Here is a 24,261-nt window from a genome sequence, read left to right on the forward strand (position 1 = left end):
GTAAAACAATGCAATTATCAATAAATCAACAACGCGTCATTGGCTGTTTGCTCGAAAAACAAAGTACAACACCTGAACATTATCCATTATCTTTAAATTCACTTACCAACGCTTGCAACCAAAAATCTAATAGAGATCCAGTACTGTCGTTATCTGAATCACAAGTACAAGATACCCTTGATGAACTCATTGCGCAGCGATTAGTAACCTTAGATGAAGGCCTTTCTGGGCGGGTTAATAAGTACGCGCACCGCTTTTGCAATACCGAGTTTGGCAGCTTGCAATTTACCGAACAACAGCGTGCTATTATCTGTTTGCTACTATTACGCGGACCACAAACCCCCGGCGAACTTAGAACCCGAAGTAACCGCCTTGCTGAGTTTAGTAATGTTAATGAAGTGGAAGCAGCTTTAGCTGCATTAATCGAGAAAGAATATGTCACTCGCTTAGCCCGTGAGCCAGGAAAACGAGAAAGTCGTTATATGCACTTATTCGTAGATCCAGATAGTATCGAAGAGATGCTGAGTGAGCCTGAAGCAATTAACAGTAGCGAAGTTCAACAATTAAGAGCTGAAATAGACGAACTTAAGCAACAAATTAACGAAATAAAAGCGCATTTAGGTCTTTAATAATAACCTGACCCGTAACATAATGTAGTTACCCCATTCGTCTTGGGGCTTCCACGCTGACAACCAAAAGTAAAAAAGGAGCTCTACCATGCGTGCCGACATTCTGGCAGAAATGAAAGTCCAACCCACTATTGATGTAAAAGCGGAAATCACTCGTCGCGTCAACTTTCTAAAAAGCCGTCTCATTGCTGCGCACTCACGCTCGCTTGTATTAGGGATCAGTGGCGGTGTTGATTCATCAACCTGTGGTCGTTTATGTCAATTAGCTGTAGATGAATTAAACCAAGAACATAACACAAACGATTATCAGTTCATTGCTGTACGTTTACCTTACGGTGTACAAGCAGATGAAGACGAAGCACAACTCGCGGTTGACTTTATCAAGCCATCAAAGCGCATGACGGTTAATATCAAAGCAGCTGTAGATGGTATGCATGAACAAGCTATGGCCGCGTTAGTCGGTGCAAGTGCTGAGCTTCCTGAACAAGCTAAAATAGATTTCATTAAGGGTAATGTTAAAGCACGCCAGCGCATGGTCGCACAATATGAAATTGCAGGCTTCTGCCAAGGATTAGTCGTTGGCACCGACCATAGCGCAGAAAATATTACCGGCTTTTACACAAAATTTGGTGATGGTGCATGTGATCTTGCTCCTCTATTTGGTTTATCTAAGCGCCAAGTTCGTGCTCTTGCAGAGCATTTAGGCGCACCAGCAGTGCTAGTCCATAAAGCTCCTACCGCTGATTTAGAATGTGACCGCCCAGGCTTAACCGATGAAGAAGCGCTCGGCCTAACTTATGATCAAATTGACGATTTCTTAGAAGGCAAAGAAGTCTCAGCAGAAGTTGAAGAGAAGCTAACTGCGATTTATCTTCGCACTCAACATAAACGTCAAGCTATTCCAACCGTTTACGACGCGCTGTAAGCAACAATATTATTTGGTGCATTACTTTCTAGCTGTAGGCAATTAACACTGTTTAATTGCCTACAGCTAACTCTTCCCTGATACCTAAAACTTCCTTTAGTCCGGCGTTAAAAGCTGCTAGGTAATGATTTTTTGGGTTTGCTTAAGACATGCTTTTCTTATCAAAACCAAGCTAACTACAATTACTCCATTACTAAAAATGATCTGGGTTATCTTCATTTGCGTAGAAAGTTTAGCAACATCATTGCAGTAAAGATGAAATAGTTCTGTAATTTGGTTTATAGTTGATAGTGTTAAACACATTACTCATTACATTAAAAATCTAAGGTTTTATATTAGTTTATGTCATCGCCCATATTAATTACTGGCGCAGGCCAACGAATTGGACTCGCTTTGGCCGAGCACTTTTTAGCGCAAGGGCAAGAAATCATTGTTACCTACCGTACGCGTCATCAAGCCATTGATGTACTAGCTGGACAAGGGGCTACATGTATTCATGCTGACTTTAATAGTGATGAAGCGATAGCCAACTTCATAGAACAATTAAAATCGCATACCAATCAACTTCAAGCCATTATTCATAATGCTTCTAGTTGGGACTGCGAAGCAAGTAATCATGATTATGCAGCGCTTTTCGATAATATGATGCGAATTCATGCAAAAGCGCCCTACCTAATAAATTTAGCAGTGAGCGATTTACTGCTACACCATTACGAAAATACAGGACACCCTGCCGATATTATTCATCTCACCGATTATGTCGTTGAAAAAGGTAGTCCAAAACACCTTGCTTATGCTGCAAGCAAAGCTGCACTTGATAACTTAACAAAATCATTCGCGGCTAAGTTTGCCCCTGCAATCAAGGTCAATGCAATTGCGCCGTCATTAATCATTTTCAACGAAGATGATAGCGACGAATACAAAGCAAAAACATTACAAAAATCACTGATGGGCATTGAGCCTGGTTGCGCTGAAATTATTCACAGCGTAGAGCTATTACTACACAGCCATTACATTACCGGGCGTTCGATGCCTGTCGATGGTGGCAGACATTTAAAATAACGAATTACTGAGAATCCTATGCACGATGATTTAAAAAAGAGTTACCACGAAATTATTAGCGCCGTGGGTGAAGATCCACAACGAGAAGGGTTACTCGACACGCCTAAGCGCGCCGCTAAAGCAATGGAGTATCTGACAAAAGGTTATCGCCAAACGTTAGACGAGATCACTAACAATGCGGTATTTACATCAGACGCCGATGACATGGTACTGGTTCAAGATATTGAACTTTACTCTATGTGTGAGCATCATTTGCTGCCATTCGTTGGTCGCTGTCATATTGCCTATATCCCAAATGGCAAAGTTCTTGGTTTATCTAAATTTGCGCGTATTGTTGATATGTACGCACGCCGTTTTCAAATTCAAGAGCAATTAACCCATCAAATCGCTAAAGCGGTTGAAGAAGTAACCGGAGCAAAAGGCGTGGGTGTAATTGTTGAAGCAAAACATATGTGTATGATGATGCGCGGCGTTGAAAAGCAAAACTCAAGCATGCGTACATCGGTCATGCTAGGCAACTTCAGAGCAGATCCAAAAACCCGTAACGAGTTCTTACAACTAGTTAGAGGGTAATGATGGCTAACGCAATTATTAATGTCACTAACCTCAGGCTACGAACCTTCATTGGTTTTAACCCTGAGGAACGCGAAAAAAAGCAAGATGTAGTGATTAATTTAGAAATTCACTACCCTGCTGATCAAGCTTGTGAGACTGACGCAGTCGATAAAGCGCTAAACTACAAGACTATTACTAAAGAAGTGATCAGCCTTGTCGAAGAAGGCCACTTTTTACTGTTAGAAAAATTGGTTGCTGAAATTTTAGCGATTTGCCACCAGCATCAAAGTGTTCACTATGCCAAAGTGCGTGTCGATAAACCTCATGCGCTGCGCTTTGCTGATTCAGTATCACTGACTCTTGATTGGCAAAAAAGTTAAAATAACTTTTCTAGTCCTACCGCAAAGGCAAGCACAGCTAAATAACGTGCGCCTTTGCCTAGGGTCACGAGTAACAAAAAGATTGAAAACTTAACCCGAAAAATTCCTCCAACCACAGTAAGTGGATCGCCAATAATGGGCAACCAAGCAAATAGCAAGCTGTAGATACCATACTTATTAAATTGCTGTTCTGCTTTATCTATCGACTTTTGCGATACAGGAAACCATTTACGGTCTTTAAAACGCATCACTTGTGTGCCTAGCCAATAATTAACGCAACTACCTAAGACATTGCCTAAAGTCGCACTTAACCACAATAACCAGAGTAAATAGTCGCCACTGGCAATCATGGCGGTCATAACTAACTCAGAGGAGCTCGGTAATAAGGTTGCGGAAATAAACGCGCTGAGGAATAAGGAGAAATAGGCCATAAATACCACAAAATAAGCTCAGCAAAGGGCTGAGCCCTCATTATATGGCAATCAGTTTATTTTATAAATTCAATCGTCAATGGGTAATTAACTTCCTTCCCATCACTGGCTTTAATTGCCGAGACAATAACCATAATCAAAGAAAACAGTGCAACGATTGGTAATAAAATGACACCAACAACAACAAACACCAGTAAGAAGCTAACAATGTAAGCAATCATCATGGTGAGTTGAAAGTTCAATGACTTGCGGCCATGCTCAGCAACAAGCGGCATTTCTTCCTTTTTCACCAGCCAAATAATAAGCGGACCAATAACCGAGCCAAATGGGAAAAGTAATCCCGCTAATGCACTTAAATGACAAAACATCGCCCAATTACGCTGCTCTTTATCGGCCACAATTATTTCAACTTTTTGATTATCATCCATTTTAAATTCCTTGTTATGGTCTGTTTATGTTTCTACTATAAACCTTTAGGCTACTTTACCATAGATAATTTGCTTAGATTTAAAACAAAAACGTGCACAAAAGACAAACAAAAGGCTTTTGAGAAGACTTTTTTGGCTGTGATAAAAATGTGATAACTTTGTGAAAGTTTTTGGATATTGCTGTTCGATACTGATTTTGAATCATCAAAAACAGGAATCGATCATGAAAGCTTTACCTTTAACTTTGTTTGCTGCATGTGCAGTCACTAGCCTTACAAGCCAAGCCGCTGAGCTTGATATAAAACTAACTAACCTTACGCAAGGCTTACACTTTACTCCTATCTTAATTACTGCTCACACTAACGATAGCCAGATGTTTAACGTAGCTACACCTGCTTCAATGGCTCTTCAAGCGATGGCTGAAGGCGGTAACATAGAACCATTAATGAATGAAGCAGCTGCAGCAAATAACGATATGGTTGCTAATCCAGCCGAAGGCTTATTAGCGCCAACCAGCTCTACAATGGCTTCGCTTACCACCAGTGAAGGTAACAACTACTTGTCGTTAACAGCTATGTTACTGCCTACCAATGATGGCTTTGTTGGTTTAGACAGTTGGATGATCCCATCAGAAGCAGGGACTTACACCCTGTATTTAAACGCTTATGATGCAGGCACCGAAGCAAATGACGAACGAGTTGTCGATGGCTCTGGTGCTATGGGAATGCCAGGTATTCCGGCTGCGCCGGGCGGTAATGCCGGTATGAATGCAAGCGGTGTAACTAGTAGCGAAAGCAATATGATGGTTCATATTCACCCTGGGAACTTAGGTGACGATGATCCTGAAGGTGGAATGAGTGACCTTAATAATACCGTTCACAGATGGCTTAACCCTGTTGCTATGTTAACTATCACAGTGAAATAGGAGGTTATTATGCGCTTTTCAAAAAGCTTACTCATCATTGCATTCGCAGGAAGCCTCACAGCTTGCGGTGGCTCTGATAAAAAGACTGTTGATATGACAGACAGTGTGGATGAGATGACTAACCAAATGGGAGAAATGGCAGAAAGCCATCAATTTACCGTGCAAGTGACAAATCTCACTGCCGCTCAACCTTTCTCACCAGTTGCCGTGATTGCCCATACCGATGGCATGCTATGGCAAATTGGCGAACCAGCCTCCAGTGCTCTTGAATTAATGGCCGAAGGCGGCGACAACAGCGAGCTTTTAGCCAGTGAATACACTTTGCAATCCGCTTCTGCAGAAAGCCCACTACCACCGGGTCAACAGGTTACTATGGTACTAACAACCGGGGAGCTTGATTCATTAAAAATCAGTGTTGCAACTATGTTAGTGAATACAAATGATGCGTTTACCGGTCTTAATGCTATAGACGTGTCTTCGTTAGCGGTTAATGAGTCACTGTCTCGTACTAGTTTTTCCTATGATGCTGGCACTGAAGCCAACTCTGAAGCTGCTGGCACTATTCCTGGTCCGGCTGATTCAGGTGAAGGTTTTAACGAAATGCGAGACGACATTAATCGGGTAGCAATGCACCCGGGAGTTGTAACTCAAGATGATGGTTTAGCAAGCTCAGTGCTTACAAGCCAATACAAGTTTGATAACCCCGTTGCTCGAATAGTCATAACGCGGACGCAATAACAATCGCACTCCTTACGCTAAGGTCATAAGGATGTGCCTTAGCTACTTGGATTAAACGATGCGCCCTGAAAAATTACTCATAGTTGAAGACGATAAAACCATTCGCCAACTCATCACCACCCAGTTGACTAGCTTAAACCTGCACATTGACGAAACAGCAAGTGCTGAGGCCGCGATAAAAAAGCTGGCTAATCAAAGTTATGGGTTGGTGTTGCTAGATATCAATCTACCGCAAATGGATGGCCTTAGCTTATGTCGAAAAATTAAAGAGCACTATCCGCAAACAGCTGTCATCTTATTGACTGCACTAAGTAGCGACATGGATCGGGTAATTGGTTTAGAGATGGGTGCAGATGATTATATTTGCAAACCTTTCTTTGCAAGAGAGTTACAGGCAAGGATCAAAACACAACTGCGCCATAGAGCACAATTGCTCATCGCACAATCAACTAATGAACAAGCGCATAATGCAGAATCCATTCAACTTGGGGATCTACATATCGAGTTTTCAAGTCATCAGGCTTTTTTAGCTAATCAAGCAATCAATCTTACTGCCACCGAATTTGATTTGCTGGTGTATTTTGCTAAACACCCAAATCATGTATTTAGTCGCCAGCAATTACTTGATCACGTTTGGGGATATCAACACTGTGGCTATGAACATACAGTCAATTCACATATAAATCGTCTGCGTAGTAAGTTTGAGCAGTATCACGCTAGCAACTTTATTGAAACGGTATGGGGGGTTGGCTACAAACTAAACCCATCGCAACTGAGCACACACTAATGAAAACAATGACACTCTATCAAAAGCTCGCATGGTCGCTTGTACTTATTTTTAGCCTACTATGTGCCCTAGTATTTAGTTGGAGCAAGCATCTTGAGCAAACTTCGCAGCACCATGCACAGCAAAACTTACACTTACAGCTGGCTGAGCATCTCGTTCATGACAATCCTTTAATAAAACAAGGTGTGTATGATTATGAAGCCTTAGAGAATTTATTTCATACCCTGATGATATTAGGCCCCAACTTTGAATTTTATTTTGTAGACCCACGCGGAGAATTACTTACATACTCTGCAAAACCGGGCCAAGTTATTAAAAAACAGATCAACCTTGCTCCCATTAAAAAGCTCATTAACGACCCCACTGCCACACCTATTTATGGTGACGATCCACGTAGCCATGACGCAAAAAAGATTTTCTCTGCTGCCCCGGTGTTTAATCAACAACAACTGCAAGGCTATTTATACGTTATTATTGGTGGTCAAGCATTTGATACAACCTTAAACAATATCAAAGAAAATGATGCACTGTGGCTAGGTGCGGCTTGGTTTATAACAGCTATGCTCGCGCTTTTTATAGCCATGCTAATATTATTTAGGTTCTTCACATTACCGCTAAAACAACTCAACAAAGAAATTTGCCAGATTGAAGCGGCCAATTACAGCCTAACAAAGATGTCGCTCAGACCAAGTTACACGGGTAACAATGAAATTGGTAATTTAAGCAAAGGCGTACATGCAATGTTGTCGCGCATCGATGAGCAATTTCAATCCCTACAGCATGCAGATAAGCAGCGTCGCGAATTACTAACCCACCTCTCTCATGACTTAAGAACACCGCTGTCGTCATTACATGGTTTTATCGAAGTAATTAATAAGCCTAACAGCCATTTAAGTGAGCAAGAGCAGCAACATTATCTAAATTTAGCGATGGATAATTGCCAACAGTTAAAACAACTCATTGAGCAAATATTTGAATTAGCTAACTTAGAGTGCGGGCAAGTAAAAATAAATGCCGAAACATTTAATTTGGGCGAGTTAATTTATGACTGTGTGGCAAAACTGGAATTAACCGCTCGCTCTGCCGGCATTAAACTTAAGGTTATCCCTGAGATATGCGATTTCACAGTAACTGCTGACATTGCCAAGTTAGAACGAGTGCTAACAAACTTAATCGAAAATGCTATTCGCCATACCCCAGATGGCGGAGTGATTTCAGTTAGCGTTTCTGAGCAAGCTAACGAACTATTTGTAGCGGTATCAGACACTGGTGTTGGCATTCATGCCGACGAGCTCACTGCGATTTTTGAACCACATTATCAGGCTCGCAATAGTATAAAACGTGGCTCTACCGGATTAGGGTTAGCTATATGTAAACAACTACTTATGCTAATGAATAGTAAAATCGAAGTACAAAGTACTGTTGGAAAAGGCAGTGAATTTCGCTTTAATTTAACCATGCAGGCATCCGCTTAATCACGGATGCCTGATGGGTGATTATTTTTCTATACCCGCTAAATCTAACATAAAGGCATAAAATAACGCGGTGTCTTGCAAGCTTTTAAAGCGCCCAGATGCACCACCATGCCCTGCTTCCATGTCGGTTTTGAACAGTAATAGGTTATCATCAGTTTTATATTCACGTAGCTTAGCCACCCACTTTGCCGGTTCAAAATATTGCACCTGTGAATCATGCAATCCGGTAGTGACTAACATGTTTGGATATGCCTGCTTTTTAACTTGGTCGTATGGTGAATATGACAACATATAATCGTAATAGACTTTATCGTTCGGATTACCCCACTCGTCATACTCATTCGTTGTTAATGGTAAGCTGGCATCAAGCATGGTCGTCACTACATCGACAAAAGGCACTGCTGCAATAACGCCTTTATAAAGCTCAGGTGCTTGATTGACAACAGCCCCCATTAGCAAGCCACCAGCACTGCCACCCATGGCAAAAATATTATCTTTATCACCATATTTTTGAGCAGCTAAAGACTTAGTCACATCAACAAAGTCATTAAAGGTGTTTTGTTTATGCAGCAACTTACCATCTTCATACCAAGGACGGCCTAACATTTGCGAACCACGGATATGCGCAATTGCAAATACAAAACCGCGATCAAGAAGGCTTAAACGCGAGCTTGAAAAGCTCGGATCCATAGTTGCACCGTACGAGCCATAGCCATATTGCATAAGTGGATTAGAGCCATCTTTTTTGAACTTGTCTTTACGATAAACAAGGCTAACGGGTACATCAACACCATCTCGGGTCGTTACGTAAACACGCTCAGAGGCATAGTTGTCTGGGTTAAAGTCACCTAACACTTTGCGCTGCTTCAGTAGCGTTTTTTCACCATTTTCAAGATTGATATCGTAGCTGCTACCTGGGGTCGTCATGCTTGAATAGTAAACACGTAAGTTAGGGTTATCTAACTCACTATTACCATAGCTAAAAACCATGTAAGTTGGGTCATTAAAAGCAACTACTTGCTCTTGTTGGTTACGAAGATCGCGAATAGTGATACGGGTTTGACCCTTTTCACGCTCTTCGTAAACCAAATGATTATTGAATAACTCAATACCTTCAAGTTTCACATCATCACGACCAGCAATAAGCGTTTGCCAATTTGCTTTATCATGCGCTTTATCGCGGTGAACTTTCATCAGTTGGAAGTTAACTGCATTTAAATTGGTAACAATATAATACCAATCACCCAATTTTTTGATGTCGTATTCAAGCCCTGCTTCGCGTTCAATAAAACGTTTTGGCATTGCTTTTACATCATTGGCATCAATAACCGAGATGCCCGAGGCACTGGTGCTGCCATGACTAATATAGATTTCTTGTTGATCTTTGCTTTTCGAAATACCCGTGTAGTAACTGGTATTTTTTTCTTCATACACTAGCTCATCGTCGGCTTGAGATGTTCCTAGTGTATGGCGATAAACTTGGTAGCCTAACAGTGTCTGTAGGTCTTTTTTAATGTAGTAAAAGGTTTTGTTGTCATTCGCCCAAACAACTTCACCTTCAGTGCCTTCAAGGCTCTCTGACAACATTTTACCTGTGCTTAAATCTTTTACTTTAATTGTATAAATACGACGACTCACCGTATCTTCACCGTAAGCAAGCAAATTGCCATTTGGGCTCACTGCCAAACCTGTTACAGCAAAATAATCATGATCTTTAGCAAGGTCATTTACGTTCAAGATAACCTGCTTATTCTCACCCTGGCTATCTTTGCTGCGCACATAAACCGGGTATTCGTCATCACCGCGCGTTTGTGAAAAATAGTAATAATCACCTTTTTTGGTTGGCACTGTATCGTCATCTTTCTCAATACGTCCTTTGAGCTCTTCGAACAAGGTGTTTTGCAATGGCAGAGTGTGTGCGAGCATACTTTCTACATACTCATTTTCAGCATTTAAGTGGGCAATGACGGCTTCATCTTTACGCTCATCATCTCGCATCCAATAATAGTTATCGATACGAGTATCACCATGGATGGTCATTTCATAGGGTATTTTTTTGGCGACGGGAGCAGATATCTGAACTTGCTCTGTAATAATTGCTTGTTCTTTATTATCTGGAACTTTATTACACGCTGATAGAACAGCTAAAGAGAGTGCCGCAAGGCAAAGTGAATGGCCAACTTTCATAGGGATCCTAATTAATTTTTATTATTAAGTCCCTAATATAAGTAATTAACCGTGAATTTATAAGTAGCCTTTGTGAAGCAATGTAAAAAGGGAGCCGAAGCTCCCTTTATTAGTTACTTATCAAGCAATTACTTTTGCTTACGACGACGCATAAATGCGAACGGCGCAGCAAGTAATGTTAACCATGCTAGCGAACCTGAAGAAGATTTTTTCTTCGCAGGTTCTTCAGCTACAACATCTTCTGCCGGGTCTTGTGTTACTGCAATAGTAATCGTCACCGCTTCAGACATATTGCCTGCAGAGTCAACTGCTGTCACTGATACTTCGATAGAGGTTGTTTGCTCATAATCGATTGCACCCGCAACCATTAACTCACCTGTATCGCTGATGCTGATGCTATCACTGCCTGTCACTTCATAAGTAGCGATAGGAGTCAGATCTGCATCTGGGTCAGTCGCAGTCACAGTGCCAATTACAGTACCTTCTGCTGCGTTTTCTTGAACCGTGAACTCACCAAGATCAGCATCGATTACTGGGTTAACTTCTTCTGGCTCGTCAGCAACGTTCATAACTTCAACAGTCACCATCGCAGGTTCAGAGATATTGCCTGCAGAATCTGCAGCAACAACTTCAAGCTCAATAGACGTAAGGCCTGCATCGTAATCTAGCATCTCTGCATTCATTACCACAACTTCTCCAGCCGCGTTCACAGAAACCGCTGTAGAAGAAGAGCTCAGTACGATGTACTCAGAAATTGGATTTGCAAGTTCAGCACCGTAAGTCGCTTCAAGCATACCGATAACAGTACCTTCTGCGCTATTTTCATCAACGCTGAACGAAGCATCGGCAAGCTCAGGCGCTGTATTAGCATCTGCACTCGGTGTTGCTGCGTATGCTTTAGAACCAGAATCAGATAGGATCATGAAGTCTGCACCAGCATTCAATAATGTTGCTGAAGCGCCTGGTTCAATTGAACTTACAGCCTCACCAGATTCATCAACAAGCGCTGCATAGACATCATTTGATGCATCAGTGAATGTATATGTGCCCATTGCAACATCGCCTTCGCCTGATGCAATTGGAGTCCAAGTTTCTTCTTCTGTACGGAAACGCACATTTGCAGTTGCTTTACCAATATCATCAGCCGTTAGACCAAATGCACCTAAACAGCTTTGCATCGTTAGATGGTTATTACCAATAATTTGGTAAATGTTATTAAGATTACCTGAAGAGCTACCGTAGCCATGAGTGAAGGTAATAGCAGTGCCTGGCTCAACATCGTAGAACCATTCTAACTTGCCATTTTGTACTGTAACGTCGTACGTGCCATCCTGATCAAGGTCGAAGTCAGCCATGAAGCCACCCACATAAGAGTGAGTGATACCATCATTTAGTACCATAGTTGTTAATGTTACATAACCGCTATCACAGACCTCTGCTGGTACTGCAAATGTTTCAATCGATGCGCCAACCAAGTCTAAACGTTGATCTTCATCGACTTCATCAGTCGCTACCGTTGGTGCAAACACAGGCTCTAAAGCAACAGCGCCAGTATTTGTCAGTTGGTGAGCAACACCATCATCAGTCATGACTGGCATAAAGCTCATTGCTGCATTCGCTTTTGGCAATACGTGGTAAACAAGGTGGAATGCTTTCTCGTCACCATCTGAGAATATTAACGCACCGTCTAACTCAAGGTTCGTTAAATCCGTCGTTGAGTCTTGAGAACCAATGTTGTCATCAGTCAAAGTCCACTCAGGTAATGTTGTCGGGTCGATTGTCGCAGTGACATCAAATGACAGCATTTGACCAGCTGGAACTGTGATTGTTTCTGGGTAATCAAGTGAGAATGAACCACGTTCTATATCGTCTTGATAACGCTGTTCAAGTGAAAGCGTATAAACCTTTGCTTCATTTGAGAAGTTTTTAACGTGAACAGTTTTAGTTAGTTCTACTGTTTCTGATGCATTTACTAAACCAAACGAAAGCGCAGCTTGTTTAGTATCTGCAGCCCACGCAGCAACTGGTAAGTTAGCCGCTTTATTTACGTCAACTAAACCTGCCCCGATATAACTAATTGGCGCAAGCTCAGCATCAGGGTTAATCGCTAATGGCTCCATTGTGACATTGAGGTTAGCGGTATTCATTAGCGTAGCTTTTAACTCAAGTGCATTACGTTCAGGCAGTGCTTCTTTTAATAAGCTCACCGCACCAGCCGTGATTGGACCTGAGAATGAAGTACCTGTTGCGCCAGTAAGACCATCACCTAAACCTGGGTGAGCAGTCATGATGTTTACACCTGGTGCTGTAATTTCAGGTTTTAACAGACCACCCATTGAAGGACCACGCGATGTGAAATCAGCAATAGCGCCAGAAAGAACTAAACGTTCAACTGTTAGGTTAAATGTACCGCCTGCTTTAAGTGCTGTACCTGCGGCAAATGTTACGCCGACAGAAGGGATAGTTACACTTGGATCAGAACCACCCATAGGAGCTGGCGTACCATCATCGTTATTGTTTGCAATAATAACAAATTCTGCACCTTTAGCTTGTGCTGCTAATACTTTAACTGTAAATGCACATGCACCACGGTCGATGATAACTCCCTTACCAGTAAAATCTACGTCATCAGCAAACGCTTCACATGCTGTTTGGTTCGCATCTGGGTAAACAAGTTCAATATCGTCATTTGAGAAACTAAACGCAGTTTGAGGACCAAAACTTGCTGGCTGCACAATTGCTTCTTCGCCATTAACTGTACCACTACCAATTGACTCAGCACCTGTAGGGTGAGTCATTGCCCCAACAGAAAGAGCATGCTCAGTGGTACTTGGGCCACCAACGATAAATGGATATGCGCCATCATTACCTGCAGAGATAACCACGTTGGTACCTAGTTTAACTGCTTGGTTGATGAATAAGCCTACAGCATCATTTGCAATATCACCGTAATCACCACCTAAAGACATGTTGATTACGTCAACACGGTCACTGATATCACCATTACCATCTGGGTCCATTGCACTTTCAAGCGCTAATAATTGCGCAAGACCAGGACAACCACTATTACATACAGAGTAAACGAATAAATCTACGTTTGGTGCGATACCGTTAACCGAGTGAGAAACGTGTGTACCATGATTTGTATCTACATCAATTGGATCATTATCATTATTGATGTAGTCATAACCGCCTAAAACTTTACCTTGTGGCCAATCAACTGATGCAGGATCAGCAATCGCAGCAGCATATGCTTCATCAGTACCTTCACCACCGAATGCTTTGTGTGTGTAGTCGATACCTGTATCAAGTACCGCAACGCGAACACCTTCACCTGTTGCTAAACCATTCGCGACAAGAGGTGTTGCCTCAATATAATCGGCACTGTCTGCAACATGCAATTCATAATCATAAACAGGGTAGATACCCTCAACTTGCGCGTTAGAGAGAAGCTTTGCAACGTCCTGCTTATTACCATTGACTACTATTGAGCTGACAAGTGTTGATGTTTTCGCAACAACTTGCAGCGGTAAATCCATGCTGCTAATCGCTTGCTCTACACTTACTTGTGCCGCTTGTGCTTGTGACTGAATACTCGCAATATCTGCACCACGTGATGTTGCATTTACTGTTGCTGGTGCATTTAACTTAACTAACCAACTTGTTGCTTCGCTGCGAACTTTTTGCTCTTTTTTAGTAACAGCACTTGATTTAATTAACTTTTTGCCTGCTAGATTGTATTTTGAAAAGTCATTGGCTTGTGCACTAGCGCACATTGCACTTGTTACAGCCAAAGCAACTGCTGTTCTTTTTATTAGATTTTTAGACATGGGTTCCCCTGGGATATGTTATTTTATCGTCCTAAATAGTGATTGAAACAAAGTTTCATCACCAATATAAAGCGTAAACACACTCAAGAACAACATTTCAGTTACATTATAGTTACAGTAAATTTATTATATGCGAGAAAAAAACTGACAAGACTTTGTTTTAAAAGCGTTTAATGAAAAAGCATGGGTTGTAAATATTTGTAAATGAATCAAATGCAAAAAGGTAAACATAATGAACTCAGAGGTCATTAATATTCTTACTATGGCTAAGGTGATTCAAACAGCCGTAGCCCCGGTATTCTTAATTACGGGTATTGCTGCCACATTAGGTGTGTTATCTAACCGTCTAGCCCGCATTACCGACCGTGCAAGGCAGCTTGAGCGTAAGTTAAAGGTCAGTACTGATGAAGACTTTAATAAGTCTCTAACGACTGAATTAAGAGCGTTATTAAAGCGCTCGCGCTGTATCCATATTGCATTTAGTGCAAGTGTGCTTAGTGCCTTATTAGTGTGCGCTGTGGTTATGTGTTTATTTCTATCACATATCCAATCTATTAACCTAAGCGTGACAATTGCCAGTTGCTTTGTGGCCGCTATGGCCCTGTTGATCTGTGGTTTTTTATCTTTACTAGGCGAGGTTTTCTTAGCAACCAGAAGTATGCGCCGCGGGATGATATTCGCCGATATTGATATAAATGATTAGGGCGTATTGACCTTTTATGATTAATTTTGCAGCAGTGTGTTTGGTATTTAGGCAAGGCAGAGCCTATGTAGTGTGGTTGTTCCACATAAATAGGCGATAACGCAGCATCAATGCCAAACACGCGCTGCCCTTCGGGTTCTTCCTAGGGGCGATTAACTCTTTGTTGCTCGATTTTTACTTAGCCCACTAGGTTACAAATCTCGCGCCGCGATTAAATCGCCCCTAGAGTGAACAAATTTAATCCACAAAGGTAAATACGCCCTAGTAAACCGCAATACACTTGAATATTATATTGAGCTAAGATACAACTCAGTTAGTTTACTTTTATGACATCTTAAGGGGCAAAAGGAATGAAATTAAAACAATTAGTATTAGGTGCAATGCTATCTACAATGGCACTAGGCGCATCAGCAAATTCTGTATTTGAAGAACCAAGTGATGCAATCGAGTATCGTCAGGCAGCATTTTCAATGATCCGCGTACAAATTGGTGACATGGGCGATATGCTAAAAGGAAAAGTACCTTTTGATGCTGAACGCTTTCAAAAGCGTGCCAACAATGCAGCTGCACTATCAAAAATGCCTTGGGAAGCTTTTGTAGCGGGTTCTGATAAAGGCGATACATCTGCACTTGCTGCTGTATGGAGCGATAACGAAACCTTTATGAAAAAAGCAGTTGCCTTCCAACAATATGCTGATGAACTAGCAGTTGCAGCACAGAGTGGCGATGAAAAAGTAATTGGTAAAGCATTTGGCGCATGGGCTAAAGGCTGTAAAGATTGCCATAAGTCTTTCAAAGACTAGTCTCGTAATTATGTAAACTAAAAAGGCGCTGATAAGCGCCTTTTTATTATCTTGAGAAGTCTACCCAAGCAAATAACTGAGCGGCTCTGCACCCCAAGTTGTAAATAGCACCACTAAGCACACAGCAAAAATAATAAAAGCGAGCATAGGTGATTTAGTGACAGGCTCAGTGACTGAAACCTGGTCGCTACTGCCCGTTAGCATAGGTTTGACTAAATTCTTTCCCTTAATGCGGTAAATCACAATTGCCAATACATGCAACACAATGGCATACAACAAAATATCAAAGTTCAAATGATGCAACCAACCCGCAAATTCTACGGTATCTGATGATACATGTGCGACTAGCGGGCCGTCTGTTAAGATATCGTCGCTGGTCATAAGTCCCGAGGTTAACTGCACAAGTATTAAAACAAAAAATGCAATCACCATATAACTGCCCGCCGCACCATGACCTGCCTTATGCTCATTGCTTGTAAATGATTTAATTGCAGCAACAGGTGAGTGAATAAGTGCAGAGAGCTTTGCTGTTTTGCTACCAATAAGCCCCCAAACAAGACGTGTAATAATCAGCGCCAAGGTGAAGTAGCCTGCTGCAAAATGCAGCTCTAACATACCCTCTTCAGCACTAAAATAGAGTGTTGCGATGGCCGCAACTAATAACCAATGGAAGCTTCTTATAAAGCCATCCCATACTTTAACTTTCGACATTGTAATTTTCCCTTTAAAAGACGCAAATGATGAATTTCAGCAACGGGTTCGGCTATACATTATTACAAACTTCAGTTATTTTGACACACCTCTATTTCAGCTGTTTTGATCTGAGCCACAACAACAAACATGAGCGATAAAATGCATAAATCAACAATAAGAGCATTACTAAAAGGGTTTTTCGACATGCTCCCCTTGTGCCTTGCAGTGTTACCTTGGGGCATTTTATGTGGCTCGTTAGCCGTCCAAAATGGCTTTAGTGCTTTAGAAACACAAGCGATGTCATTGTTGGTATTTGCAGGCTCTGCGCAGCTAGTCGCAATTGAATTAATGGCCGGCAATACCCCTTTGCTTACTATATTGTTTACCACACTCATTATTAGCTCGCGGCACTTTCTATATGGTTTAGCTATTCGCCACAAAGTCATTGATCAACCTTTTCGTTGGCGCCTTCCTGTTAGCTTTGTACTCACAGATGAATTATTTGCGTTTTCGCACCATCGCAAAGCCTACCGAACAAAAGTGCGCCTTATTTACGCGCTCAGTGCAGGGTTTAGTTTTTACATTGCGTGGAATATATGGACTTTGCTTGGCATAGTCGCGGGTAGCTTACTGCCTGACTTAACAGACCTTGGGCTTGATTTTGCCATTGCTGCCACATTTATTGCCTTAGTTATTCCTGGTGTAAAGAACCTTGCTACGTTGGCTACTGTGCTCACCGCTGGCGTTGTCGCTACGCTTTTAAAAAGCCAAGGCTTTCAGCTATGGTTAGTGACTGCAGCGCTAATAGCCATGACAGTAGGTTATTTAATTAGTCGCTGGCAAGCAAAAGAGGAGCATACACTATGATGACCACCATTTTATTGATGGCGTGTATTACCTTTTTCACACGTTACTTATTTTTGCACCGCGCATTACCGTTTAAAGTCGGCCCGAAAATGCAGCAATTTTTAAGTTTTAGCGCCCCAGCGGTACTTACCGCAATTTGGGTACCCATCGTCTTTATAAATGAGGGAGAGATTAACTTAGATTGGCAAAACCCTTATTTAAGTGCGGCTGTATTAGCCATCATTGTCGCATATAAAACACATAACATTTATTACACCACGCTTGCAGGCATGGGGCTATTTATCATTTTAAGTTAGTCTTTTTTGTCGCTAAATTTGTACTTTTGGCCTTTAAGAGCAACATACTTTGAGTTTAAAAAACTGACATCAACTCTAACACTGCTCACAGTTGGCTATAAGGTATAAAGTGTGATTAAAATTTATACTTTTATACCTATCTAAAGCGGGTTAGAATTAATTCAACAATAATAATAAGTGATACCTATGAGTGAATTTTATCAACTGAGTGCCACCAGCCTTCAAGGTCAAACTATTGATTTTAATGACTTTGAAAATAAAGTCGTTCTAATTGTAAATACGGCGAGTAAATGTGGCTTTACCCCTCAGTATGAAGGCTTGCAAGCACTCCACGAAAAATACCATGATCAAGGTCTCGTCATTATCGGCTTTCCATGTAATCAGTTTGGTAAGCAAGAACCGGGAGATGCTAAAGAAATAAAAGAAGGCTGCCTAATTAACTATGGCGTTAGCTTTTTGATGATGAGCAAGGTCGATGTAAATGGCGAACATGCCCACCCTGTTTTTAGATACCTAAAATCAGAGTTACCTGGGTTTATTACCCGCAAAATAAAATGGAACTTCACCAAGTTTTTAATTGGTAAAGATGGCAAAGCTATTAAACGATTTGCTCCTTTAACAAAACCAGAGCAGATCGAAGCTGCGATTATTGCTGCATTAAACAAATAAAATCACATGCCAATAAGCAATAAAGAGGCAAAATGCCTCTTTATTTAAATTTATGCTTAGTCGTTCATGTACTCGTCAAAGTCGTCTTCGCCTAAGTTTCTGCGTAAGCGTTTTTGCTCAAGATAATCTTCTAGCTTCTTCTTAACGCGTTGCTTTTTTTTGTCATGTTGATTACGCCCAACCATTTCGTACTCGTCTTCAACAAAATCGTCATCTAGCGCATCATAACTAAATGTCTTACCCACAACCCACTCCATAAAGTGTTTGAGACCAATTTCACAAATTTAAAGTTTGCTCTGTGAATTGGCAAAGTTTAAAAAGCTCAGTGATTAATTAGTATGTAAAAAACCACCAAAATAAAGCCATATCGCCATGCTAAATGGGTGATATGTCAATATTGTGAATAAATAGCGCTAAATTCGGATTCTGAAAAGTGAGAGTTTTTTATCGTTTCGATAAAACCCATTTATGCATGTTTATTTTTTAGTTAATTTGACCAAATTTTAGTTAAAAATTTAATTCTCATAACTTCTAACTACACTTAATAAAATGATAACCCTATGAAATAAAATAAAAATATAAATTTGGCATTAAGTTTGATTATGTCTAAATGTCATTTCAAACAGGAAAGAAAAAAATGAAAAAGTTATTGTTAGTAAGTTCTTTATTTATCGCTACCAGCGCAATGGCTCATAACGATAATGATACAAATATTTCATTCAGCGGTGAGCAATGTGATGTTGAATTTAAAAATGATGTACGCATCACACCAAGCGAGTTAGAAGTATACACAGCCGATAATCGCTCTATGAAAATCATCGATCAGCACACTTTGTATATCGATGGTCAAAGCGTATCGCTTGATGCTTCACAACAGCAAGCAATTGCAGATTACTCAGACAGCTTACGCAGCCAACTTCCTGAAGTAGCAAATATCGCACTTGATGGCGTAAAAATAGCAGGCGTAGCAATTGAAGAAGTGTCAAAAGCCTTCAACATTGACGGCCTAAACGACATTTCAGAATTAATGGACGATATCAGCGTAGAAGTGCAAAACGCCTTCTATCAACAAGGTGCGTTCACAATGGGTCAGCAAAATTTTGAAAAATTTGGTCAAAACTTTGAAGACCAATTCGATGAGCAAATCGAATCAGCAGTTGAATCAGCCATGATGCAATCAATGGGCAGTATTTTGGTCGCGCTAGGCTCTGAACTTTTAGGTTCGGGTGGCGACATGAATGAGTTTGAACAACGTATGGAAAACATGGGCGCACAAATAGAAGCACGCGTTGAAACACAGGCAGCTCAACTTGAAGAGCGTGCAGATGCATTATGCGGCAGCTTTGCTGATATCGCTCATAAAGAGCAAGAGTTAGTGGCGCTAGTACCAGAACTAAAAGAGTATCAACTTTTTATCTTCAAACAAAACGCAGAGTAATGAATTAACATCCCTGAACCAAAACACTTGGTCCTTTCGCGCAGAGCTTGCTCTGCGCTTTTTTATTTTTTGGCCAACACAGTCAGTTGCGATAACGTTTTAATCGCCTGCTCTAAATTTTCAGACCAAGGCAAGCCATAACTTAAGCGAAAACAACTACGGTACTTTTTACCCGCTGAAAATATCAGCCCTGGAGTAATACTGATCCCCGCCTCAAGTGCCAAATGAAATAATTTTACCGCATCATATTGGCTACCAAGATCAACCCAAATAACACAACCCCCTTGCGGGTTACTTATGCGTGCACAACTTGGCATGTGCTGCTGCAAACACCAAATCATACGCTCTTTGTTGGTACTTAAGCGCTGTCTTAGTAAACGAATATTACGATCGTACTCGCCAGTGGCTATAAATTCATACAAGGTCCACTGATTAATAAGTGGCGCAGAGCAACTAAGCGCCCTTTTATAGCGCCTTGCTTGTTCAGCAAACTTACCGGCAATGATCCAACCAATACGGTAACTTGGCGCAGCTGTTTTTGAAAATGACGCGCAGGTGATCACTAAACCCTTTTTTGAATAAGCTTGTGCAGGAGTCGCTCGCTTAGCTGTAAAATGTAGGTCGCCATATACATCATCTTCAATAAGCACGACATCGCGCTGCTCTAACAATGCCACCAATTGTTCACGCTTGGCATCAGGCATAAAGCTGCCAACCGGGTTATTTAATGAGGTAGAAAATACACAGGCTTTTATATCATGCTCATCGAGTGCTTGAGCCAAATCATCTAGCCAAATCCCTTCATCAGGACACAGCGGTACTTCCAGTGCCTTTAAGCCTAAGCTTTCGATTAATTCGATAATGCCAAAATAGCAAGGCGACTCGATAGCAATAACATCTCCGGGTTTAGCGACACACTTAAGGGCTATCGCCAACGCCTCTTGAGCGCCATTGGTGATCACTAATTCATCGCTATCAACCCCAATGCCGAAGTCTAAATAACGATGAATGAGTTGTTTTTTAAGTGGTGCAAAGCCATCCATCGGACCGTAATTAATTGCCGATGCCCCAGCGAGTGTCATTACCCGACGCATGGTTCTTGCCAATGCTTTATCTGTCGGTGCAGCGGCCACAGGATTGGCAATACCAAATGGCACCACATTAGCTTTGTGGATAGCGCTATATACCTGTTCTATTAAGCCTTGTTTGTTGACCGTGGTAGGTTCTCGACTCAGCCTGACTCGCTTTGGCCGCGACTGATTTAATTGTGAAGACTTTAAAAAGTAACCTGACTTTTCTCTGGCTTCAATGAGCCCCTGTCCTTCAAGTAATTGATAAGCTTGTTTTACCGTCGGAATACTAATATTAAGCTTGTCAGCCATTTTTCTGAGTGAAGGTAATTTTTCACCTGGTAATAACGAGCCTTGCAAACAAAGATCTCTAACTAACTGAATAACTTGTTGATATAAGAACTCACTGTTACTACGACTGATTACTTGTGACATAGCCCACCAAACTGTATAGGTTGCATTTCTAGTTTTCTGTATATGTTAAGTATACAGAAGCGATTTAAAATGAACACACTTTCAATTTTTAGGTACTAACTATGAAAAGCGCTGCTCTCTACCTTGCTACAGTACTGATCTGGGGATCGACTTGGCTTGCTATTGAGTTTCAACTGGGTGATGTCGCTGTTGAGGTCTCTTTATTTTATCGCTTTGCCATTGCAGCCATTTTAATGTGGGCCTTTGTGCTCGTAAAAAAACTTCCTATGCAATATTCACTGCGTGATCACGGCTTTTTTGCATTATTAGCTTTATTTAACTTTGGTTTAAATTATTTAGTACTGTATTGGGCGCAGAACTACCTTACCTCAGCAATGGCTTCAATTGCCTTTTCGATGTTGTTATTGATGAACATTATTAACACCCGCTTGTTTTTCGCAAAGCCAATTGCGAAACGAATTTACTTTGGTGCTCTGCTCGGCGTAATGGGTATTGCAAGCTTGTTTTGGCCACAAATTCAGCAATTCGACTTGAGTAATGGTGCGTTGGTCGGGTTACTACTTGCGCTATCTGGGACCTTTGTGGCTTCATTGGGGAATATGGTCAGTGTTCGAAACTCTCAGCGAAACATTGGCGTACTTCAGGGCAATGCCTGGGGTATGTTATACAGCGCTTTAGGCCTAGCAGCGTATGTTTTAGTAAGCGATGTTGAGCTTACATTCAATGCCCCAACCAGTTACTGGGTATCGCTTTTCTATTTAGCTGTGTTTGGTACCGTAATCGCATTTGCTTGTTACTTCGCACTACTTAAAAATATTGGCCCTGAGCGCGCAAGCTACGTAATCGTATTATTCCCACTGGTTGCAGTGGTATTAAGTACCTTATTTGAAGGATTCGAATGGCAAGCGAATACCTTTATGGGCTTTAGCCTAGTGTTATTCGGTAATGCTATCGTGCTAACTCCAACTCGACAAATTAAAGCATTTTTTGCTGCACGTAACCTACAGCAAAAAAGCTCCGTCCCCAGTTAGATGTGGCAAGGTCACCTCTAACACCAAGCGCTGGCAAAATATGCCGGCGCTTTTTTATGGCACATGAAAACGAAGCGCTTGTTTGTGCACCTTAACTTTGGCTGGTGTAAAACCAACGAGCTCTCCATCAGCCTCAATACTAAGCCCTTTGGTGGTTACTTCCGCAGTTGTTAAACAGGTATATTTCAGCCTTTTTAAACTATGATGTTTCACAAGTAGTAAATATAAAAAGCTAATCAGGTTTTTCAACAAACCATCTGCTGGCATGCAGTAACAATCAAGCTGACCATCATTTAACTTTGCCCGAGGAGCAATCTTTAAGCCACCACCAAAGTAATGATGATTGGCAAAAATCGTCGCTAAATTACTGTAGCTAAGTGGTCTACCATTAAATTCCCCCTGAAGTGACCGTGCCTGAAATGAAAATAGCTGCTTGATACCCTGCCAAGTGTAGCCAAACGAGCTAAAACTTCCGGCTTTGTTTAATTGAGTTACCACCTCAGCATCAAAACCTATCCCCGCTACATTGATAAAATAACGCTGATTTATTTGCCCAATATCAATTAGCTCAGTACGGCTATTGAAAACAGCGTCATACCAAGCTTGCTGCTTGCGCGCAAAACCGCGAGCAAAATCATTACCAGTACCTGCAGGAATTAAGGCGATAGAACAATCGCTCGTCATTAATGCATTAACAGCTAAATGTAGCGTCCCATCACCACCAATTACCACAACTTGTGTCTGGCTTTTAGCTAAAAGGGCAATATTAGCGCAATCTTGAAGAAAATTGCCTATGGTTAAATATAACTCAGGCTCAATCTGTCTTTTTTTACATTCTTTTAGTAGCCAATCAACACTATTTTTATGATTTTTTTTGTCACTTGGCTTTATTATTATCAACATTAATGGCACTTCTTTTCTTGCATGGTAAAAACACCACACTCGTTCAAATTATATTAATCTGAATAATTAGTCACTTTCTTACTCTAAAAACGCATAAATCAAAGTAACAACAATTAAAAACCTTTTATTTACTGACACTTCAACACAAAAACAACTGCATAAGCATGCAAATCTCTGCAGATATAAAAACTTAACCCTATGTTAATAAAAGACTTTCGGATTAGAAAAAGTTATCCGGCAGACTCAATTTTTATCGTTTTATTTTTGTTCAGTTTGGTTGCAAAATACTCACGTTTTCAACCAAACACAACCCGGAGCAAAGTAATGAACCCAATTAATACATTAAACCAAAACGCAGCAGCTCATGTTGCCGTAAAACCAACAAACCGCAAAGCAAAAATGTTGGCAAAGCTTAATCGCTACGGCAAAAAGTTAGCACTTGGCGGCGCAGTACAACACAAGTAACCCCCAACCATGGTTACTTTATCGGTGCAGTAAACAACCAACCACTAACGAAGATCCTTCTTTAGCTCCTCCGTTTACTGCCCCAACCCTCTTCTTTTAAGTCAAAAACAGCAAAAAATTAAACCTTTTTACAAAAAACGCCCTTATTACGCTCAAAAAACAAGCAAACAAACTTTTTCCTATTTACACAGCCGATTCAGCTAAGTATTATTCTCGCATCACGACGTGGAGAGATGGCAGAGTGGTCGAATGCACCGGTCTTGAAAACCGGCAGGGGTTTGTAGCCCCTCTAGGGTTCAAATCCCTATCTCTCCACCACTTATTTTTATTTGTTGATTAATTTCAGCAAGTTACAATCAGAATTATGCGTTGGAGAGGTGGCCGAGTGGCCGAAGGCGCTCCCCTGCTAAGGGAGTATAGGGTTTGTAGCTCTATCGAGGGTTCGAATCCCTCCTTCTCCACCATTTTATTATTTAAAACCGCTTTTTAGCGGTTTTTTTATGCCTAAAAAACTTGCACACTTCAGTTAATTTCAT

The 24,261-nt window shown here is 41.2% G+C and carries 25 protein-coding genes and 2 tRNA genes; 19 read left to right on the top strand and 8 right to left on the bottom strand.

Features of this window, described 5'->3' with window-relative positions:
* The first annotated feature begins 8 nt into the window (after nt 1-8).
* The 5 genes from ACSFVZ_RS14505 to folX all read left to right on the top strand — a co-directional run bounded on the left by ACSFVZ_RS14505 (nt 9) and on the right by folX (nt 3,551).
* Nucleotides 9-629, top strand: coding sequence for a YceH family protein (locus tag ACSFVZ_RS14505; protein WP_135923150.1), 621 nt, complete (start codon nt 9-11; stop codon nt 627-629).
* Nucleotides 630-717: 88 nt separating this feature from the next.
* A complete protein-coding gene (gene nadE / locus ACSFVZ_RS14510; RefSeq protein ID WP_435559133.1) occupies nt 718-1,554 on the top strand; it encodes an NAD(+) synthase in 837 nt (278 codons plus the stop codon).
* A gap of 342 nt (nt 1,555-1,896) precedes the next feature.
* A complete protein-coding gene (gene folM / locus ACSFVZ_RS14515) occupies nt 1,897-2,616 on the top strand; it encodes a dihydromonapterin reductase (protein ID WP_135923148.1) in 720 nt (239 codons plus the stop codon).
* Between the two features lie 18 nt (nt 2,617-2,634).
* Nucleotides 2,635-3,189: a GTP cyclohydrolase I FolE gene (gene folE, locus ACSFVZ_RS14520; protein WP_135923147.1), complete on the top strand. Its 555-nt coding sequence runs from the start codon at nt 2,635-2,637 to the stop codon at nt 3,187-3,189.
* A 2-nt stretch (nt 3,190-3,191) separates the two neighbouring features.
* Nucleotides 3,192-3,551 (top strand): dihydroneopterin triphosphate 2'-epimerase, encoded by a 360-nt coding sequence (gene folX / locus ACSFVZ_RS14525; protein WP_054554637.1) that lies wholly within the window; start codon nt 3,192-3,194, stop codon nt 3,549-3,551.
* On the opposite strand, the gene ACSFVZ_RS14530 is transcribed toward folX, so the two are convergent.
* Entirely contained in the window at nt 3,548-3,982 is a 435-nt protein-coding gene (locus ACSFVZ_RS14530; RefSeq protein ID WP_138557884.1) for a YqaA family protein, read from the bottom strand. The two genes, folX and ACSFVZ_RS14530, sit on opposite strands and share 4 nt — an antisense overlap.
* Before the next feature lie 56 nt (nt 3,983-4,038).
* Nucleotides 4,039-4,410 carry a DUF4870 domain-containing protein gene (locus ACSFVZ_RS14535; protein WP_135923145.1) on the bottom strand — a complete coding sequence of 124 codons (372 nt, stop codon included), beginning with the start codon at nt 4,408-4,410 and terminating at the stop codon, nt 4,039-4,041.
* A 223-nt stretch (nt 4,411-4,633) separates the two neighbouring features.
* Here ACSFVZ_RS14535 and ACSFVZ_RS14540 point away from each other — a divergent pair, with 223 nt between their 5' ends.
* The 4 genes from ACSFVZ_RS14540 to ACSFVZ_RS14555 are packed head-to-tail and all read left to right on the top strand — an operon-like array spanning nt 4,634 to nt 8,335.
* Complete coding sequence (locus tag ACSFVZ_RS14540) at nt 4,634-5,335, top strand: spondin domain-containing protein (RefSeq protein WP_135923144.1); 702 nt, start codon at nt 4,634-4,636, stop codon at nt 5,333-5,335.
* Nucleotides 5,336-5,344: 9 nt separating this feature from the next.
* Nucleotides 5,345-6,073 (top strand): spondin domain-containing protein, encoded by a 729-nt coding sequence (locus tag ACSFVZ_RS14545; RefSeq protein ID WP_435559134.1) that lies wholly within the window; start codon nt 5,345-5,347, stop codon nt 6,071-6,073.
* Between the two features lie 58 nt (nt 6,074-6,131).
* Nucleotides 6,132-6,860 (top strand): response regulator transcription factor, encoded by a 729-nt coding sequence (locus tag ACSFVZ_RS14550; protein ID WP_138557886.1) that lies wholly within the window; start codon nt 6,132-6,134, stop codon nt 6,858-6,860.
* Nucleotides 6,860-8,335 carry a sensor histidine kinase gene (locus tag ACSFVZ_RS14555; protein WP_135923141.1) on the top strand — a complete coding sequence of 492 codons (1,476 nt, stop codon included), beginning with the start codon at nt 6,860-6,862 and terminating at the stop codon, nt 8,333-8,335. Before ACSFVZ_RS14550 ends, ACSFVZ_RS14555 begins: the two co-directional genes overlap by 1 nt.
* A gap of 21 nt (nt 8,336-8,356) precedes the next feature.
* On the opposite strand, the gene ACSFVZ_RS14560 is transcribed toward ACSFVZ_RS14555, so the two are convergent.
* Both ACSFVZ_RS14560 and ACSFVZ_RS14565 read right to left on the bottom strand, forming a co-directional pair.
* Nucleotides 8,357-10,522: a S9 family peptidase gene (locus tag ACSFVZ_RS14560; protein WP_435559135.1), complete on the bottom strand. Its 2,166-nt coding sequence runs from the start codon at nt 10,520-10,522 to the stop codon at nt 8,357-8,359.
* 128 nt (nt 10,523-10,650) lie between these two features.
* Nucleotides 10,651-14,352, bottom strand: coding sequence for a S8 family serine peptidase (locus ACSFVZ_RS14565; protein ID WP_235403940.1), 3,702 nt, complete (start codon nt 14,350-14,352; stop codon nt 10,651-10,653).
* A gap of 232 nt (nt 14,353-14,584) precedes the next feature.
* On the opposite strand from ACSFVZ_RS14565, the gene ACSFVZ_RS14570 reads away from it, so the two are divergent.
* Both ACSFVZ_RS14570 and ACSFVZ_RS14575 read left to right on the top strand, forming a co-directional pair.
* On the top strand, nt 14,585-15,055 hold the full coding sequence (locus ACSFVZ_RS14570) for a DUF2721 domain-containing protein (RefSeq protein ID WP_135923138.1): 471 nt from the start codon (nt 14,585-14,587) through the stop codon (nt 15,053-15,055).
* Between the two features lie 350 nt (nt 15,056-15,405).
* The gene (locus ACSFVZ_RS14575; protein ID WP_135923137.1) at nt 15,406-15,858 is read left to right on the top strand and encodes a c-type cytochrome; all 453 of its coding nucleotides are present in this window, start codon (nt 15,406-15,408) and stop codon (nt 15,856-15,858) included.
* 60 nt (nt 15,859-15,918) lie between these two features.
* Here the strand turns inward: ACSFVZ_RS14575 and ACSFVZ_RS14580 are convergent, their stop codons facing one another.
* Nucleotides 15,919-16,569 (bottom strand): cytochrome b/b6 domain-containing protein, encoded by a 651-nt coding sequence (locus tag ACSFVZ_RS14580; protein ID WP_135923136.1) that lies wholly within the window; start codon nt 16,567-16,569, stop codon nt 15,919-15,921.
* A 141-nt stretch (nt 16,570-16,710) separates the two neighbouring features.
* Between ACSFVZ_RS14580 and ACSFVZ_RS14585 the strand changes: the two genes are divergently transcribed.
* The 3 genes from ACSFVZ_RS14585 (at nt 16,711) to ACSFVZ_RS14595 (ending at nt 18,383) form a co-directional block, all read left to right on the top strand.
* Entirely contained in the window at nt 16,711-17,418 is a 708-nt protein-coding gene (locus tag ACSFVZ_RS14585; protein ID WP_135923135.1) for an AzlC family ABC transporter permease, read from the top strand.
* Nucleotides 17,415-17,714 (top strand): AzlD domain-containing protein, encoded by a 300-nt coding sequence (locus ACSFVZ_RS14590; protein ID WP_135923134.1) that lies wholly within the window; start codon nt 17,415-17,417, stop codon nt 17,712-17,714. The genes ACSFVZ_RS14585 and ACSFVZ_RS14590 overlap by 4 nt, the downstream gene beginning before the upstream one ends.
* Nucleotides 17,715-17,900: 186 nt before the next feature.
* Complete coding sequence (locus tag ACSFVZ_RS14595; protein ID WP_135923133.1) at nt 17,901-18,383, top strand: glutathione peroxidase; 483 nt, start codon at nt 17,901-17,903, stop codon at nt 18,381-18,383.
* A 56-nt stretch (nt 18,384-18,439) separates the two neighbouring features.
* Here the strand turns inward: ACSFVZ_RS14595 and ACSFVZ_RS14600 are convergent, their stop codons facing one another.
* A complete protein-coding gene (locus ACSFVZ_RS14600; RefSeq protein WP_036974357.1) occupies nt 18,440-18,628 on the bottom strand; it encodes a PA3496 family putative envelope integrity protein in 189 nt (62 codons plus the stop codon).
* Nucleotides 18,629-19,020: 392 nt separating this feature from the next.
* Between ACSFVZ_RS14600 and ACSFVZ_RS14605 the strand changes: the two genes are divergently transcribed.
* A complete protein-coding gene (locus tag ACSFVZ_RS14605) occupies nt 19,021-19,821 on the top strand; it encodes a YggN family protein (protein ID WP_235383899.1) in 801 nt (266 codons plus the stop codon).
* Between the two features lie 62 nt (nt 19,822-19,883).
* Here ACSFVZ_RS14605 and ACSFVZ_RS14610 read toward each other — a convergent pair whose 3' ends face one another.
* Nucleotides 19,884-21,326 carry an aminotransferase-like domain-containing protein gene (locus ACSFVZ_RS14610; protein ID WP_435559136.1) on the bottom strand — a complete coding sequence of 481 codons (1,443 nt, stop codon included), beginning with the start codon at nt 21,324-21,326 and terminating at the stop codon, nt 19,884-19,886.
* Nucleotides 21,327-21,427: 101 nt separating this feature from the next.
* On the opposite strand from ACSFVZ_RS14610, the gene ACSFVZ_RS14615 reads away from it, so the two are divergent.
* On the top strand, nt 21,428-22,357 hold the full coding sequence (locus ACSFVZ_RS14615; protein ID WP_435559137.1) for a DMT family transporter: 930 nt from the start codon (nt 21,428-21,430) through the stop codon (nt 22,355-22,357).
* Between the two features lie 54 nt (nt 22,358-22,411).
* Here ACSFVZ_RS14615 and ACSFVZ_RS14620 read toward each other — a convergent pair whose 3' ends face one another.
* Nucleotides 22,412-23,260, bottom strand: a complete 849-nt coding sequence (locus ACSFVZ_RS14620) for a diacylglycerol/lipid kinase family protein (RefSeq protein ID WP_435559138.1) — start codon at nt 23,258-23,260, stop codon at nt 22,412-22,414.
* A gap of 324 nt (nt 23,261-23,584) precedes the next feature.
* On the opposite strand from ACSFVZ_RS14620, the gene ACSFVZ_RS14625 reads away from it, so the two are divergent.
* The 3 genes from ACSFVZ_RS14625 (at nt 23,585) to ACSFVZ_RS14635 (ending at nt 24,189) form a co-directional block, all read left to right on the top strand.
* The gene (locus ACSFVZ_RS14625; RefSeq protein WP_167350231.1) at nt 23,585-23,725 is read left to right on the top strand and encodes a hypothetical protein; all 141 of its coding nucleotides are present in this window, start codon (nt 23,585-23,587) and stop codon (nt 23,723-23,725) included.
* Nucleotides 23,726-23,952: 227 nt separating this feature from the next.
* Nucleotides 23,953-24,043 (top strand) — tRNA-Ser (locus ACSFVZ_RS14630).
* A gap of 53 nt (nt 24,044-24,096) precedes the next feature.
* Nucleotides 24,097-24,189 (top strand) — tRNA-Ser (locus ACSFVZ_RS14635).
* The last annotated feature ends 72 nt before the right edge of the window (nt 24,190-24,261 follow it).

This window comes from Pseudoalteromonas nanhaiensis (assembly GCF_051235485.1).
Taxonomy (GTDB): Bacteria; Pseudomonadota; Gammaproteobacteria; order Enterobacterales; family Alteromonadaceae; genus Pseudoalteromonas; species Pseudoalteromonas lipolytica_C.

What these genes read in the sequence shown, in the direction of transcription:
- ACSFVZ_RS14505 (WP_135923150.1), top strand. Translation starts at nt 9, where the DNA reads ATGCAATTATCAATAAATCAACAACGCGTCATTGGCTGTTTGCTCGAA.
- nadE (WP_435559133.1), top strand. Translation starts at nt 718, where the DNA reads ATGCGTGCCGACATTCTGGCAGAAATGAAAGTCCAACCCACTATTGAT.
- folM (WP_135923148.1), top strand. Translation starts at nt 1,897, where the DNA reads ATGTCATCGCCCATATTAATTACTGGCGCAGGCCAACGAATTGGACTC.
- folE (WP_135923147.1), top strand. Translation starts at nt 2,635, where the DNA reads ATGCACGATGATTTAAAAAAGAGTTACCACGAAATTATTAGCGCCGTG.
- folX (WP_054554637.1), top strand. Translation starts at nt 3,192, where the DNA reads ATGGCTAACGCAATTATTAATGTCACTAACCTCAGGCTACGAACCTTC.
- ACSFVZ_RS14530 (WP_138557884.1), bottom strand. Translation starts at nt 3,982, where the DNA reads ATGGCCTATTTCTCCTTATTCCTCAGCGCGTTTATTTCCGCAACCTTA.
- ACSFVZ_RS14535 (WP_135923145.1), bottom strand. Translation starts at nt 4,410, where the DNA reads ATGGATGATAATCAAAAAGTTGAAATAATTGTGGCCGATAAAGAGCAG.
- ACSFVZ_RS14540 (WP_135923144.1), top strand. Translation starts at nt 4,634, where the DNA reads ATGAAAGCTTTACCTTTAACTTTGTTTGCTGCATGTGCAGTCACTAGC.
- ACSFVZ_RS14545 (WP_435559134.1), top strand. Translation starts at nt 5,345, where the DNA reads ATGCGCTTTTCAAAAAGCTTACTCATCATTGCATTCGCAGGAAGCCTC.
- ACSFVZ_RS14550 (WP_138557886.1), top strand. Translation starts at nt 6,132, where the DNA reads ATGCGCCCTGAAAAATTACTCATAGTTGAAGACGATAAAACCATTCGC.
- ACSFVZ_RS14555 (WP_135923141.1), top strand. Translation starts at nt 6,860, where the DNA reads ATGAAAACAATGACACTCTATCAAAAGCTCGCATGGTCGCTTGTACTT.
- ACSFVZ_RS14560 (WP_435559135.1), bottom strand. Translation starts at nt 10,522, where the DNA reads ATGAAAGTTGGCCATTCACTTTGCCTTGCGGCACTCTCTTTAGCTGTT.
- ACSFVZ_RS14565 (WP_235403940.1), bottom strand. Translation starts at nt 14,352, where the DNA reads ATGTCTAAAAATCTAATAAAAAGAACAGCAGTTGCTTTGGCTGTAACA.
- ACSFVZ_RS14570 (WP_135923138.1), top strand. Translation starts at nt 14,585, where the DNA reads ATGAACTCAGAGGTCATTAATATTCTTACTATGGCTAAGGTGATTCAA.
- ACSFVZ_RS14575 (WP_135923137.1), top strand. Translation starts at nt 15,406, where the DNA reads ATGAAATTAAAACAATTAGTATTAGGTGCAATGCTATCTACAATGGCA.
- ACSFVZ_RS14580 (WP_135923136.1), bottom strand. Translation starts at nt 16,569, where the DNA reads ATGTCGAAAGTTAAAGTATGGGATGGCTTTATAAGAAGCTTCCATTGG.
- ACSFVZ_RS14585 (WP_135923135.1), top strand. Translation starts at nt 16,711, where the DNA reads ATGCATAAATCAACAATAAGAGCATTACTAAAAGGGTTTTTCGACATG.
- ACSFVZ_RS14590 (WP_135923134.1), top strand. Translation starts at nt 17,415, where the DNA reads ATGATGACCACCATTTTATTGATGGCGTGTATTACCTTTTTCACACGT.
- ACSFVZ_RS14595 (WP_135923133.1), top strand. Translation starts at nt 17,901, where the DNA reads ATGAGTGAATTTTATCAACTGAGTGCCACCAGCCTTCAAGGTCAAACT.
- ACSFVZ_RS14605 (WP_235383899.1), top strand. Translation starts at nt 19,021, where the DNA reads ATGAAAAAGTTATTGTTAGTAAGTTCTTTATTTATCGCTACCAGCGCA.
- ACSFVZ_RS14610 (WP_435559136.1), bottom strand. Translation starts at nt 21,326, where the DNA reads ATGTCACAAGTAATCAGTCGTAGTAACAGTGAGTTCTTATATCAACAA.
- ACSFVZ_RS14615 (WP_435559137.1), top strand. Translation starts at nt 21,428, where the DNA reads ATGAAAAGCGCTGCTCTCTACCTTGCTACAGTACTGATCTGGGGATCG.
- ACSFVZ_RS14620 (WP_435559138.1), bottom strand. Translation starts at nt 23,260, where the DNA reads ATGTTGATAATAATAAAGCCAAGTGACAAAAAAAATCATAAAAATAGT.
- ACSFVZ_RS14625 (WP_167350231.1), top strand. Translation starts at nt 23,585, where the DNA reads ATGAACCCAATTAATACATTAAACCAAAACGCAGCAGCTCATGTTGCC.